The organism is Clostridium zeae, from assembly GCF_017312485.1.
GTDB lineage: Bacteria > Bacillota > Clostridia > Clostridiales > Clostridiaceae > Clostridium_AR > Clostridium_AR zeae.
In genome coordinates, this window is sequence record NZ_BMBA01000007.1 from 60,883 (window position 1) to 76,224 (window position 15,342).

At 32.5% G+C, this 15,342-nt stretch carries 8 protein-coding genes and 1 riboswitch; of the genes, 6 read left to right on the forward strand and 2 right to left on the reverse strand.

What is annotated here, in order from left to right; genetic code table 11:
- Positions 1–59 precede the first annotated feature (59 nt).
- From J3477_RS21500 to J3477_RS21515, 4 genes are all read left to right on the forward strand, one after another.
- The gene (locus J3477_RS21500; protein WP_206872269.1) at positions 60–2,114 is read left to right on the forward strand and encodes a beta-glucosidase; all 2,055 of its coding nucleotides are present in this window, start codon (positions 60–62) and stop codon (positions 2,112–2,114) included.
- 84 nt (positions 2,115–2,198) lie between these two features.
- The gene (locus J3477_RS21505) at positions 2,199–4,238 is read left to right on the forward strand and encodes a beta-galactosidase (RefSeq protein WP_206872270.1); all 2,040 of its coding nucleotides are present in this window, start codon (positions 2,199–2,201) and stop codon (positions 4,236–4,238) included.
- Between the two features lie 30 nt (positions 4,239–4,268).
- On the forward strand, positions 4,269–7,751 hold the full coding sequence (locus tag J3477_RS21510) for a glycoside hydrolase family 3 C-terminal domain-containing protein (RefSeq protein WP_206872271.1): 3,483 nt from the start codon (positions 4,269–4,271) through the stop codon (positions 7,749–7,751).
- 59 nt (positions 7,752–7,810) lie between these two features.
- On the forward strand, positions 7,811–10,099 hold the full coding sequence (locus tag J3477_RS21515) for a glycoside hydrolase family 95 protein (protein WP_206872272.1): 2,289 nt from the start codon (positions 7,811–7,813) through the stop codon (positions 10,097–10,099).
- Between the two features lie 572 nt (positions 10,100–10,671).
- Here the strand turns inward: J3477_RS21515 and J3477_RS21520 are convergent.
- Both J3477_RS21520 and J3477_RS21525 read right to left on the reverse strand, forming a co-directional pair.
- Complete coding sequence (locus J3477_RS21520) at positions 10,672–11,109, reverse strand: threonine/serine exporter family protein (protein ID WP_206872273.1); 438 nt, start codon at positions 11,107–11,109, stop codon at positions 10,672–10,674.
- A 4-nt stretch (positions 11,110–11,113) separates the two neighbouring features.
- Positions 11,114–11,869: a threonine/serine exporter family protein gene (locus tag J3477_RS21525; RefSeq protein ID WP_206872274.1), complete on the reverse strand. Its 756-nt coding sequence runs from the start codon at positions 11,867–11,869 to the stop codon at positions 11,114–11,116.
- A 238-nt stretch (positions 11,870–12,107) separates the two neighbouring features.
- Positions 12,108–12,220, forward strand: a riboswitch (SAM riboswitch).
- Positions 12,221–12,556: 336 nt separating this feature from the next.
- On the opposite strand from J3477_RS21525, the gene J3477_RS21530 reads away from it, so the two are divergent.
- Together J3477_RS21530 and J3477_RS21535 are read left to right on the forward strand one after the other, a co-directional pair.
- On the forward strand, positions 12,557–14,215 hold the full coding sequence (locus tag J3477_RS21530) for a peptide-binding protein (protein ID WP_206872275.1): 1,659 nt from the start codon (positions 12,557–12,559) through the stop codon (positions 14,213–14,215).
- Positions 14,216–14,366: 151 nt separating this feature from the next.
- On the forward strand, positions 14,367–15,326 hold the full coding sequence (locus tag J3477_RS21535) for an ABC transporter permease (RefSeq protein ID WP_206872276.1): 960 nt from the start codon (positions 14,367–14,369) through the stop codon (positions 15,324–15,326).
- Positions 15,327–15,342 lie beyond the last annotated feature (16 nt).

The following is a 15,342-nucleotide window of genomic DNA, read 5'->3' on the forward strand; positions in this document are numbered from 1 at the left end:
ACATTAAGTTTAAAATATAAGTAAACAATTATAAATTTGGTCTGTGGGGGATTTTGAGAATGAACGAATTAAATCAGTCTGTAAATAAAAAAATAAAAGAAATTATTGAAGAGATGACATTAGAAGAAAAAGTATCAATGGTTCATGGCAATGGTCTTTTTAGAACAGAAGCTGTTGAAAGACTAGGTATTCCTGCTTTAACTATGTCTGATGGACCAATGGGAGTTAGAAAAGACTATAGAAATGATAAGTGGGAAGATATCGGAAACACCTATGATTATGCAACATATTTTCCATCAAATATGGCTTTAGCATCTACTTGGAATCCAGATAAGGCATATGAATTTGGAACGTCAATAGGAGCAGAAGCAAGAGCAAGAGGAAAAGATGTAATATTAGGTCCTGGAATAAATATAATAAGAACTCCGCTTTGTGGTAGAAATTTTGAATACATGAGTGAAGACCCGCATTTAATTTCAAAGATGGCAGTTCCTTTTATAAAAGGTGTTCAGACAAAGGATACAGCTGCTTGTGTAAAGCACTTTGCTGCTAATAATCAAGAGTATGAGAGACTTAATATAAATGTAGAAATGGATGATAGAGCACTTCATGAAATATATCTTCCTGGTTTTAAAGCTGCAATTGAAGAGGGAAACTCATACACCATTATGGGAGCTTACAATAAGCTTAGAGGTGAACACTGTTGTGAGAGTGATTACCTACTAAATAGGATTTTAAGAAAGCAATGGAACTTTGACGGTGTGGTTATATCTGACTGGAGTGCTGTACACAATACTGAAAATGCAGCTAAATATGGTGTTGATATTGAAATGAGTGTTACAGACAACTTTAATGAATATTTCTTAGCTGATCCATTGATTGAAAAAGTAAAGGCTGGATTAATTGATGAAAAATTTATAGATGAGAAAGTTGAAAGAATCTTAAGATTAATGTTTAAGTTGAATATATTCTCTGAAAAGAGAGTAAGAGGAAGTTACAATACTCTTGACCATAGACAAGTAGCTTTAAATATAGCAAGAGAATCAATAGTTTTATTGAAAAATCAAGATAATCTATTGCCACTTAAGGATGATAAGATAAAAACTCTAGCAGTCATTGGAGAAAATGCTGACAAACAACATTCAAATGGTGGAGGAAGTGCTGAGATAAAAGCATTGTATGAATATACACCACTTATGGGGATTAAGATGAGAATTGGCGGTAATACAAAGGTGCAATATGCAAAGGGATACTCAAAAGATGAATCCTTAAAAGCAGATTTATTAGATGAAGCAGTGAAGTTGGCTAAAAGTTCTGATGAAGTCATCATTGTTGTTGGTTTAGATCATGACTTTGATGTTGAAGGAAAAGATAAAGAGGATTTAACTCTTCCATATAATCAAGATGAATTAGTTAAAGCAGTCTTAGAGGTTAAGCCAAATGCTGTAGTTGTCAACATAAGTGGTTCACCAGTAGATATGGAACAGTGGATTAATGAGGCTAAAGCAGTAGTACATTCTTTCTACGCTGGAATGGAAGGCGGATATGCACTGGCAGAAGTTTTATTCGGTGATGTAAATCCTTCTGGAAAACTTCCAGTAACTTTCCCTAAAGCACTATCAGATTCACCAGCACATTTCATAGGTGATTTTCCAGGAGTTGAAACTGTAGAATACAAAGAAAGTATCTTTGTTGGCTATAGGTATTTTGATTCAAAGGATATTAAACCAAGGTTTGAGTTCGGATATGGATTATCCTATACAAAATTTGAATACAGTGATTTATCTCTAATAATAGATAACTCTGAAGAAATCAATATTGAATTAAGTTTCAACATAACAAATACTGGAGGAGTTTCAGGAGCTGAGATAGCACAAGTATATGTATCTGATTTAGAATCGTCATTAATAAGACCTAAGAAAGAATTAAAAGCTTTCAAGAAAGTGTTCTTGGAATTTGGCGAAACGAAATTAGTTAAATTAAGCCTTAATAAAGAAGACTTATCCTTCTATAATGATAAAGAAAATAAATGGGTATGTGAAGCCGGAGAATTTAAAGTCCTTGTGGGAAGTTCTTCAAGTGATATAAAACTAGACAAGGTATTTACTATATAAATTTTATTGTGAAAAAGCATGCTCAAAAGATAACGGAAGAATTTTGAGCATGCTTTTATTTTTAGATTTGATAGGAGAAAATTTATGATAAATGAAAAATTACCTTTTATATTTTATGGTGGAGATTACAATCCTGACCAATGGTCAGAAGAAGTCCTTGAAGAGGATATAAGACTATTTAAAAAAGCAAATATTAATGTAGTTACTTTGCCGGTATTTAGCTGGGCAAAGCTACAACCTTCTGAAGAAGTATATGATTTTCAATGGTTAGATAAGATTTTGGATAAGCTAGCAGAAAGTAATTTATATGTTTGTCTTGCAACTTCAACTGCAGCTCAACCTGCTTGGATGTCTAAAAAATATCCAGAGATGTTGCCAGTTGATTTTGATGGTAGGAAGAGAAAGCATGGAGGAAGGGTTAACTTCTGTCCAACCAGCAAAGTATATAGAGAGATGTCTAAGAAATTAACTAGAGGACTAGCAGAAAGGTATAAAGATCATCCAAGTTTATTATTATGGCATATTGGCAATGAGTATGGAAACTACTGTTATTGTGAGCATTGTGAAGAAGAATTTAGAATTTGGTTAAAGAAAAGATATGGAACTATTGAAAATTTAAATAAAGCCTGGAATATGAGTTTTTGGGGGCATACTGTTTATGACTTTGATGAAATAGTTGTGCCATCTGGAATAAGTGAGATGTGGAGGGATAATGGTAGAGATAGATCGAATTTCCAAGGGATTTCACTAGATTATCACAGGTTTATGTCTGAGGCTATCTTTAACTGTTATCTAGAGGAATACAAGATTATTAAAGAAATTACTCCTGATTTATATGTTACAACGAATCTAATGGGAACTTATAAACCTTTAGATTATTTCAAATGGGCAGAAAAAATGGATGTAATATCTTGGGATAATTATCCTCAGTTGATAGATCCAATGTATGTTACTGCTTTAAGGCATGATCTTATGAGAGGCTTAAAGGATGGAAAGCCATTTATGCTTATGGAACAAACTCCAAGCCAACAAAATTGGCAGCCTTACAATGGATTGAAACGTCCAGGGGTTATGAGACTTCAGAGCTATCAAGCTGTTGCCCATGGAGCAGATACAGTCATGTTTTTTCAACTAAGAAGATCTATTGGTGCATGTGAAAAGTATCATGGTGCAGTGATTGAACATGTTGGTCACGAAAACACAAGGGTATTTAGGGAATGTACTAAACTTGGAGAGGAGCTTAACAGCCTAAAGGATAAAATAATTGATTCAAGAATAGAGGCAAAGGTAGCAATAGTCTTTGATTGGGAAAATTGGTGGGCAGTTGAACTTTCTAGCGGTCCAACTATAGAGCTGAATTATTTAAAGCAAATTGAAAAATATTATAAAGCTTTCCATGATAAAAACATAGCTATAGATTTTGTTAAATCTGAAGCAGATTTTTCTAAATATGATGTAGTTATTGCGCCACTATTGTATATGGTTAAAAAAGGTGTTGCAGAGAATATAGAAAATTTCGTGGAAAATGGAGGAACTTTCATTACTACTTTCTTTAGTGGAATAGTTAATGAAAATGACTTAGTTACCTTAGGGGGATATCCTGGTGAACTCAGAAAGGTTTTAGGTATTTGGGTAGAAGAAATAGATGCTCTATTCCCACATATGAAAAACAGTATAAAAGTAGTTGATAAAGCAATTAATTTAAGTGATGAATATAGCTGTGGAATGTTATGTGATATTCTTCATCTTGAAGGTGCTAAAGCACTAGCTTTTTATGGAAGTGATTTCTATAAGGGTTCTCCTGTGATTACTAAAAATGAGTTTGGAAAAGGAAGAGCGTATTATATAGCTTCAGATCCAGAAGAACTGTTTATAAAAGACTTTATTGGACAGGTATGTAATGAGAAAAATATATCATCAAATTTTGATAATATTGAGGGCGTAGAAATAACGGAGAGAGTGAAGGGCGACTGTAAGTATATATTTATACTTAATCATAATGAATACAGTGTGGAGATCAAACTAAATAAAAATGTATATTTAGATCTTTTAACTGGAGAAAAGAAATCTGAATCAGTCACAATAAATTCTAAGGATTTACTTATATTAGAGGATAAAATCTAAGAACAAATTGAATTCTTTAGGAGGCAATATATGAATTTTAAAAATAATAGCAAGGTTCTTTTTCAAGGTGATTCGATAACTGATGGTAATAGGACTCGCGATAATGATCCTAACCATTTTTTAGGCCACGGATATGCATATATAATAGCAGCAAAACTTGGAGCTGATGAGCCAGAAAAGAATTACGAATTTTTTAATAGAGGCGTAAGTGGTAACAGAATAGTGGATCTATATGGTAGATGGAAGGAAGATACTTTAAATCTAAAGCCAGATATCTTAAGTATATTAGTTGGTGTTAATGATATAGTTTGGGAATTAAATGTTAAGGCAGGAATCTCAGCTGAAAAATATGAAAAGATTTATAAACTTCTGATCGAAGAGGCAAGAGAAGTAAACCCTAAAATGGTTATTGTAATTTGTGAGCCCTTTATTCTTCCAGTGGCAGCAGTTAAAGATAACTGGAATTATTGGTGTGAAGAGATAAAAAAACGTCAGGAAGCAACAATGAAGATTGCAACAGAATATAATTGTGTATTTGTACCTTTACAAGAAGAATTCAATGATGCATGTAAAAATACTAAACCAGAATATTGGATTTGGGATGGAGTACATCCTACTGCTGCAGGACATGAACTTATAGCAAGAAAATGGATTGAAACAGTTAATAAGGCCCTAAAATATCCGTATTTAAATCCTAGTTTGCCTTTAATGGAGAGAATTGAAGATCTAATATCAAGAATGACTTTGGATGAGAAGATTTCGATGATACCTACAAGACAGGGAGAAGTTGAGCGATTAGGAATAAAAGCTTATAACGTTGGTGGAGAAGCAGCACATGGGGTTGTATCACCTATTGGCACTGCTACAGTATTTCCTCAACCACAAGGCTTATCCTGTACATGGGATAGGGAACTGATGAAAGAAATAGGTAGTATTATCGGTGATGAAGCGAGAGTTTATTATAAGAAAAATAATGAAGAAGGTGGCTTAACCTTATGGGCTCCGACCATTGATATGGAAAGAGATCCAAGATGGGGGAGAACTGAAGAGGCTTACGGTGAAGATCCATGTCTTACAGGAAAGCTTTCGACAGAACTGATAAAGGGAATGCAGGGAGACAATGAATTTTATCTAAAAATGGTACCAGCCCCTAAGCATTTTTATGGTAATAACAATGAAGAAGGAAGGATTTTCTCTTCAAGTAGCATTGATCCAAGAAATAAGCATGAGTATTATCTAAAAGCCTTCGAGAAAGCATTTACTGAAGGAAAAGCTTGCTCAATGATGACAGCTTATAATGAAATAAATGGAAGACCTTGCCTCGTAAATCATGAAGTAAAGGACATTGTAAAAGAGAAATGGGGATGTGATGGCTTTATAGTATGTGATGGTGGTGATATGAGCCAAACAGTAGAATACCACAAATATTATAAAACTCATGCAGAAACCATAGCTAATGCTCTAAAAAATGGAGTAGATGTAATGACTGATGATAAAGAGTTGGTGATTTCTGCGACGAAAGAGGCTATCGATATAGGAATTTTGTCTGAAGAAGATATAAATAATTCTTTAAAAAATATCTTTAAAATCAGGTTTAGATTAGGTCAATTTGACCCTCCAGAAATTAATCCATATGAAAATATTCCTGAAAGTATATTAAACTGTGAAAAGCATAAAAAAGTAGCTAAAAAAGCTGCAGAAGAAGCTATTGTATTATTGAAAAATAGCAACGATTTTCTTCCACTTAAGAAAGAAAATTTAAAGAAGGTATCTGTAATAGGACCATTGGCTGATGTTGTTTATAAAGATTGGTACACTGGTAAACATGAATACAAAATCACTCCGCTTGAAGGAATTATAGATAAGTTAGGAAGAGATAAGATTTCTTATCAAAGTGGAAACGATATTGTAAAAATAAAGAATATAGATAACGGGAAAGTTTTAAAGGTTGATAAAACTAGTAAAATGCTTAAGCTTGATAATGAATCATCAGATGAAAACGAAAAATTTGAACTCAGTGACTGGGGCTGGGATAACTGTACACTTAAATCAATCAGTGAGAATAAGTATTTAACCACTGATGATAAAGAGATAATGGCTACAGCTGATGAAGTATTTGGATGGTTTGTTAGAGAAGTATTTAAAGTAAAAGAAGGTAAAGAGAATAATGTATCAATAAATACCTGGAATAATAGTAATTTGTACTTGGACCAAGACAGCTATTTAAAGGTTAATGATATACAAAATAAAACCAATGACAAAGTTGAAGATAAGAACAACTTGAATTTACATGAGAAGCTAAAAATAGAAAAGATACTTGATGGTAAAAGTGAAGCTGTTAAGGCTGCTGAGAGTAGTGATGTAGCTATAGTTTTTGTAGGTAACAATCCAGTGATTAATGGTAAGGAGGAAATTGATAGGGAAGATATAACTCTAGCTAAAGCGCAAGAGGAATTAGTTAAAGCGGTATATAATGCAAATCCAAACACCATTGTAATTGTTGTTGGGAGTTATCCTTTTGCTATCAATTATATAGACGAAAATATTCCTGCAATTCTTTATACATCACATGGTTGTCAAGAGCTTGGTAGTGCGATTTCTAATGTGCTCTTTGGCGATTACAGTCCATCCGGAAGACTAAGTATGACTTGGTATAGAGATTTAAACCAGCTTCCACCAATAAATGATTATGACATCATAAAAGGCAATAGAACTTATATGTATTTTGATGGAAAGTCATTATATCCTTTTGGACATGGACTTAGTTATACTTACTTTGAATATAAAGACATAAAGCTTTCTTCAGAAGAAATTGATGAATTTGGACAAATTGAAATAAGCTTTTATATAGAGAATACGGGAAAATTTGACAGTGATGAAGTTGTTCAGCTTTATGTAAAATCAAATAATTCTAAGGTTAAAAGACCCTCTAAAGAGTTAAAAGACTTCAAAAGAGTAACTGTTAAAAAAGGGGAAAGTAAGAAGGTTCAACTTGTCTTAAGGGCAGAAGATCTAGTGTTTTGGGATGTAAGATCAAATGATTTTCTATTAGAAGAAGGAATCTACACTATTATGATAGGAAGTTCTTCTAAGGATATAAGATTGGAGAAAACTATTAAGGTCAATGGAAATCATTTAGAAAACAGAGATTGTAGAAAAGAAATATTGGCTGAAAATTATGATGATTATAAGAATGTTATAATCCATGAATGGCAGCCAGGTGAAGACTGTGTGATAGCTAATAGCGATGAAAGCTATGTAAGATTCAATGACATTGAATTTACATCAGAAATAAGCCAGTGTGAGATATTGATTTCAAATAATGATTTAGATATAGAGCTGTTTTTAGATTCTATGGAAAACTCTGCAATAAGTTCATACAGATACCAAAAGTTAGATGATTCCCACTGGTACACAAAAATATGTTTTGAAATAAAGCCAGTAGTTGGAGTACATGATCTCTATATAAAATTATATAAAGGTATGAAGATTAGATCTTTTAGATTTAAATAATAAAGGTGATGTTAAAGCATAGACTTAAAATATATATTGAATATAAACAATAATAGGAGGTGGATCTATTGAAATTATGGTATACAAAGCCAGCTGAATTAGACAATTGGAATCAAGCTTTACCAATAGGAAACGGTAGCATTGGAGCTATGGTTTTCGGAGGAATAAAGTCTGAAAGGATTCAGCTTAATGAGGAAACTGTGTGGGATGGTGGACCAAGAGATAGAAATAATAAAGATTCACTTAAATATCTTCCTAAGATAAGAGAACTTCTATTTGAAGGGAATATTAAAGAAGCAGAGAAATTAACCGCTTTAGCTATGGCTGGGACTCCAGAAGATTCACGGCATTATGAACCTCTAGGAGATATATTTTTAACTTTCAATGAAAACACAGAGGAAGTTACTAATTATGAACGGTCTTTGGACATAAGCAATGCTGTTACAGAGGTTAAGTACAAGCAAGGTGACGTTGATTATAAAAGAGAAATATTTATAAGTGCAGTGGACAAAGTTATGGTAATGAAAGTTTCCTCAAGTAGAAAAAATTGCATTTCTTTTATGTTGAACTTGAGTCGAGAAAGATATTTTGACCATATTGATGCTGTATCTGATGATACAGTAGTTTTAAAAGGAAAGAGTGGAAGTGAAGAAGGCATTAGATTTTGCTCCATGGTTAAAGTAAAAGTTAATGGAGGAAATACCTACAGCATAGGAAATAAAATAGTTGTTGAAAATTCAGATGAAGTTATAATATTTCTCACTGCTAGAACTGATTATTATAAAGATGAACCTGAAAAGTGGTGCAAACAGATTATAGAAAAAGCAGAGAAAAAAACTTATAGCGATTTGAAAAATGAACATATCACTGACTATAAGAACTTTTTTGATAGAGTGACTTTAAAATTAGATAATGACGAAAGCGTTGAGAAAATGCCTATAGATCAAAGGCTTATGAGAATGAAGGAAGGTAAAGAAGATCTAGGCTTAATCAGTTTATTTTTTCAATATGGAAGATATTTGTTGATAAGTAGCAGCAGGCCAGGAACTTTGCCTGCCAACCTTCAAGGTGTATGGAATAAAGATATGATTGCGCCTTGGGGAGGAAGATTTACTATTAATATAAATACTGAAATGAACTATTGGCCTGCTGAGATTTGTAATCTTTCAGAACTTCACTTACCACTTTTTGATCATATAGAAAGGATGCGAGCCCCAGGAAGATTAACAGCTAAGACGATGTACGATTGCAGAGGTTTTGTATGTCATCATAATACTGATATTTGGGGAGACACAGCTCCGCAAGATTTATGGATGCCAGCAACGCAGTGGCCCATGGGAGCAGCATGGTTATGTCTTCACCTATGGGAACATTATGAGTTTACAAAGGATTATGCTTTTTTAGAAAAAGCATATGATACAATGAAAGAATCAGCTTTGTTTTTTGTTGATTTTCTAATAGAAAATGAAAAGGGGCAATTAGTTACTTGCCCATCAGTATCTCCTGAAAATACTTATAGTTTACCTAATGGACAAACTGGGTGTATATGTATAGGACCTTCTATGGATAGTCAAATTTTATTTGCATTATTTTCTAATTGTATAAATGCTTCAAATATTTTAGATTGTGATTATGAGTTTAGAGATAAATTACATGAATTAAGAGATAGATTACCTAAACCAGCTATAGGAAAATACGGACAGATTCAAGAATGGGCTGAAGATTACGATGAGGTTGAGCCTGGGCATAGACATATATCACAGCTATTTGCATTACATCCATCAAACCAAATCAATTTGCAAAAAACTCCAGAGCTTGCAGCTGCAGCAAAGAAAACTATTGAAAGAAGATTAACCTATGGTGGTGGTCATACTGGCTGGAGTAGAGCTTGGATAATAAATATGTGGGCACGTTTAGATGAAGGCGATTTAGCATATAAAAATATTAAGGCTTTACTAACAAAGTCTACTTTACCAAATTTATTAGACAATCATCCTCCTTTTCAAATTGACGGAAATTTTGGCGGTTGTTCGGGTGTGGCAGAAATGTTGCTACAAAGTCATACTGAAGCTATTAAGTTTTTGCCTGCCTTACCAAAGGAATGGAAGGGTGGAGAAGTTAAGGGCTTATGTGCACGTGGCGGTTTTGAGATTGATATTATATGGAGTGATTGTAATCTAATTAAGTCAACTATTTTATCTAAGGCTGGGCAACCATGTAAAATATATTCAAAAGATAATATAAAAGTAGTATGTAATAATCAGTCTGTTGGAAGCTACGATGAAGAAAAATCTCTTATTATTTTTGATACAAAAGTTGGAGAAAAATACGAAGTGATTAAGGGTTAAAGAAGTAAGAGTTCTACCCGACACATATTTTTAAAAAAAATTTTTAAAATTTTTTTAAAATAAGCGTATTAAATTCTGTATAAAGGTTATATTAATATCGTAAGGAACATAGTGATAAGGCAATGCTTATGAAACTAGTTTATACTAACATTATAAGTGATTCTGAATGGTTGCAGCCTGGAACTGCTTGTGTTCAGATGTAGTAGATTTTATATGGTTAGGAAAAGCTTTATTATGGTCATTATTTGATCATAATGAGGTTCCAACTTATCATATAAGGTCGAGATAAGATTTTATTAGGTGTTGTAATGGTTATATATAGCCGAAAGGTTATATATAGTTGTGTAAATATGTAATAGGGTCGAGTGAACCATTAATATTGGTAGTGATGTGCTTTTTTATAGTCGAAAGATTTTAACTAGGTGATAAATTATCTTTATTGGTGCTAACCACATCACTATGTTTCTTATTTTTTCATAAATTAAAGTTATTATTGATACGTAAATATAAAGAGGGAGCCTATAAAGGCTCCCTCAAGTTTTTACAAAATAGTATGTAGTAATAAAAATATTTTAAATGTAGTTTTTATATATCTTTGATATAAAACCAAAAAATGTTGAAGATAACATAATTCCAAAGGCAATAGCTCCAGCAATTCCAAGCATTAGTACTCCGCTATTTTGAGCAGCAGTAAAATTACTTTGAACTAGATAAGTTATAGTGCTGTAGGCTGTAATTCCTGGAACTAAAGGAAAGATACCAGGTACGTAAAACATGGAAGCAGGAGTTTTTATAATTCGCGCCATCAGTTCACTATAAGCATTTACCACTAACGCTCCAAAAAATGAACCTAACACTTCACTGCTTGTCTTATTAAGAACAATACTGTATACAATCCAACCAAGGGAGCCACCTATTCCAGCATATATGATTTTTTTTCTATCAATATTAAATAATATTACAGGAAATATACTTCCAACAAAAGCTAAAGCAACCATCTTTATTGACATAACATTAAAATCCTTTCATTCCAACAAGTAGTGCAGTACCAACTCCAGCACTAACAGCTGTTATAATTATTAATGCTTCACAAAATTTTGCAATACCAGCAGAAAAATAACCGAAAATTACATCTTTTATTCCGTTTGTGAGTACAACCCCCGGGAGTAGAATCATAATGGATCCAGTAATTACGCTATTTTCATTTATGGAAGTAAATAAAATATGTGATAAAAGGCTTGCACCACCAATTATAAAGCCAGCTAAGTAATATTTAAAAAATTGAGAAATCCCAAAGTTTGAAATCTTTTCAGTAATTAAATAAGTAATAAGGCATACAACAATTGAAGCTATTCCATCAATAAAGGAGCCATTAAAAAATAAAGAGTAAACAAATCCAGTCATGCAAGAAGCAAAGGTACGAACTGGCAAGGTAAAAGTAGGAGAATCCTGTATGGATTCAAGAGTTTTTATTGCGTCTAAGTAAGATACTTGCTTGCTTTTAAGTTTTCTGGAAAAAGAGTTTATAAGTTCTATCCTATATAAATCAACCTGTTTAGGGCATACCTTTTTCATTGAGGTGTTTTTTTTACTTTCAGAATCTTGTATTGATAATAATATACCATTGGACATTGATAAGCACTCAGCATCTAGCCCGTAGGATTGGCAAATAGATGAAACAGTTCCCTCTATTCTATGTGTTTCAGCACCATTTTCTAATAGTATGCCGCCTGCCATAAGAGCAATTTCGCTAACATTTTCTACCGTCATAAAAAAATCTCCTTTAAAGCAATACTATATAACTTTAATTCCTTTTATATGGTATCAAGAATGATATTTTAATGCAAGAAATAAAAGAAGTCTATTCTATTTTAATGATAATAACTGTTTGCGATTTTTTGTATATAAAGAGTAAATTTCCACAATACCTAGTAAACATATTGACATAATTGGAAAATATAAGTATAATTTCATTATTAAGCTTTATCATGATAAAGAAAATTAAATATCCTTATCAAGAGAGACAGAGGGAGTGGCCCAATGAAGTCTCAGCAACCGTCATACAATCATTAGTATGATAAGGTGCTAAATCCAGCAGGAATTATTTCTGAAAGATGAGGGAGGTGTAAGTATATAGCAGCGTTTTTTTGCTGATTAAAAAATCCTCTTCCGCATTTGCAGGAAGAGGATTTTTATTTGCTGTATAAGGAAAGTATAAAATTTTTATGCATCTTAAACTGAGAAATGTTAATGGTTTAAGAAACCCTTTAAAACTATGCATAAAAAAACAAAAACTTTTTCATCTGATATGTGAAAGGTTTTAAAAATATGAATTTAAGTAGAAGTGGGTTATCCATAAAACTACAAAGCTAATATGCATATAAAAATATAGTTTAATATAACAAGGTGAAAAATATTTTACATTAGTGAAATTTAGCTAAGAAATTGGGGGTAAATATGAAAAAAAGAGGATTATATATAATTACTACGTTGATATTAATAATTAGTGTTGTACTTACAGGCTGCAAACCACAAGAAGCAGAAAAAGATAAAACTACTACTGCAAGCGCAAAATCTGGGGGCACTTTACGCTATGCTATTTGGAGTTCGCCAAAAGGCGTGTTCAATCCTAGCTTATATGATGATATTTATGACGATAAAGTTAATTCACTTGTTTATCAATCGCTATTAAACTTGGATAAAAATTATAATTATATCCCGAGTCTTGCAGATAAATATGAGGTTTCAAAGGATAACTTAACCATAACCTTTTATTTAAATAAGAAGGCCAAATGGCATGATGGTCAAGCAGTTACTGCTGAGGATGTTGCATTCACTTATACAACTATAGCAGATCCAGCATATACTGGGCCAAGATTTGGGCAAATAGATAAAATTGTTGGAGCTAAAGATTATAAAGATAAAAAAGCTTCAAGTGTAAGTGGAATAAAAGTAATTGATGATCATACTATAAGCTTCACTTTCTCAGAAATATTCGCGCCGGCTTTATCAACCTTTGCAGCAAGAGGAATATTACCTAAACATATATGGGAGAAAATACCCGTGGCTGAATGGGCTAAAAGCGAACAACTTAAGACACCTATTGGAAGTGGTCCGTTCAAGCTTACTAAATTTGTACCTGATCAATATGCAGAATTAGAAAAGTATAAGGATTATAATTTAGGTGAGCCAAAGCTAGATAAAGTAATTCTAAAGGTTACTAATCAAGAAACTGCACAATCGGAACTTATAAAGGGAGATATTGATTTGGCAATGCTGTCATCTTTAAAGCAAAAAGATTTGGATGCATATAAAACTGCTGGCATTAAAGTATCTGAATTTGCTGGTAGTGGATATCAGTACATGGGCTTTAATCTTAGAAAACAGATTTTTCAAGATAAAAAAGTTAGACAGGCAATAACCTATGGAATAAATAGAAGTGGTATTGTAAATAACCTATTAGAAGGACATGGTAAAATTGTGAACACTCCGATCTTAGAGACAAACTGGGCATATCCTGATAAAGGTGTATTAAATGAATATGCATATAACGTTGATAAAGCAAAGGAATTGCTTAAAGAGGCCGGCTTTGTAGAGAAAGATGGTGTTCTTTATAAAGATGGTAAACCGTTTGAGATAACCTTGAAATATCCACTAGGAAATAAAGTAAGAGAACAGTCAGCTCCTATAATTCAGCAAAACTTAAAAGATTTAGGTATAAAGGTTAATTTAGTTAGCATGGAGTTTGCAACTCTTCAAAAACAAGTGAGAGACGATCAAGATTTTGATGTATATCTAATGGGGTGGTCATTGGATCCGGAGCCAGATTCAAAGACAATGTGGCATTCAAGTGTAGCTAAAAAAGGAGGCTGGAACATGGTTGGGTTTATAAATGACAAAAATGATCAGCTTCTTGATGATGGAAGAAAGGTTCTTGATAAAGAACAGCGTAAAAAGATTTATAGTGAGTGGGCTAAGCTTATGAATGAAGAGGTTCCAGCAGTATTCTTATATAACCAAAATGATGGAAGAGCATATAGTTCAAAACTAAAAGGGTACGATCCATTTACTTTTGTGGAATATTCAAATGTTCAAAACTGGTATATAGAACAATAATATATACAATTTCAAATTAAAGTGCCTCCAAAAGTAAATTTATTATAGATTTAACAAACTGAGTATGAAATCGAAATAGCTCTGTAGAAAGATACAGGGCTATTTCCATAATTAATATATTAGTTAATACACAATTAAAGGAGAGAAATTAATGATTAAATACTTGAGTAAACGGCTAATTCAGACTATCCCAATTTTTATTGGAATTTCTATATTGGTTTTTATACTTGTAAATAGTCAACCGGGAGATCCATATTCAAATATGATAGACCCAAATGTTACTCCAGAAATAAAGGAGCAGATGTTAAAGAAAGTAGGATACTATGATCCTTTACCAATAAAGTATGTGAAGTGGGCTAGTAGAGCAGTTATCGGGGATTTTGGATATTCAATAACCTACAAAGAACCTGTTAAAGAGGTTATTAATTCAAGAATACCAAATACAATAATCTTAGCTTTATCAGCATTATTTCTAAGCACTTTATTGGCTATACCTATAGGAATTGTAAGTTCAGTTAGACGAAACTCCATTTTTGACTATAGTATGACAATACTAGCCTTTATAGGATTGTCTATACCAGCTTTTTTCTTCGGAATGCTTTTAATAAAAACATTCTCTGTAGATTTAAATATTACTCCGATTTCAGGAATGACTACTTTTGGAAAAAATTATTTAGGAATAAATCATGTTATGGATGTAATAAATCACATGATATTACCGACTATTGTTTTAGCACTAATAAACACAGCTTCACTTATGAGGTATACAAGATCAAGTATGATAGAGATAATTAAGCTTGATTATATAAGAACTGCAAAAGCAAAAGGCGTAAGTTCTTTAAGTATTACTTTTAAACATGCACTGAAGAATGCTTTAATTCCAATTATAACGATACTAAGCTTTCAGCTTCCATCACTTCTTTCTGGGGCTTTGCTTACAGAAACAATATTCGTTTGGCCAGGGATAGGTAGACTTAATTATGAGGCTGTATTAAATAGAGATTATCCTTTAATCATGGGAATTGTAATGATTTTCGCTGTTATGACTTTAATAATAAACCTGATTGCTGATCTACTATATGCTATTGTAGACCCTAGAATAAAATACTAATAAAGGAGGTTTCAAG

Coding starts and splice junctions, on each gene's coding strand:
- J3477_RS21530 (WP_206872275.1), top strand. CDS start 12,557: ATGAAAAAAAGAGGATTATATATAATTACTACGTTGATATTAATAATT.
- J3477_RS21500 (WP_206872269.1), top strand. CDS start 60: ATGAACGAATTAAATCAGTCTGTAAATAAAAAAATAAAAGAAATTATT.
- J3477_RS21520 (WP_206872273.1), bottom strand. CDS start 11,109: ATGTCAATAAAGATGGTTGCTTTAGCTTTTGTTGGAAGTATATTTCCT.
- J3477_RS21505 (WP_206872270.1), top strand. CDS start 2,199: ATGATAAATGAAAAATTACCTTTTATATTTTATGGTGGAGATTACAAT.
- J3477_RS21510 (WP_206872271.1), top strand. CDS start 4,269: ATGAATTTTAAAAATAATAGCAAGGTTCTTTTTCAAGGTGATTCGATA.
- J3477_RS21525 (WP_206872274.1), bottom strand. CDS start 11,869: ATGACGGTAGAAAATGTTAGCGAAATTGCTCTTATGGCAGGCGGCATA.
- J3477_RS21535 (WP_206872276.1), top strand. CDS start 14,367: ATGATTAAATACTTGAGTAAACGGCTAATTCAGACTATCCCAATTTTT.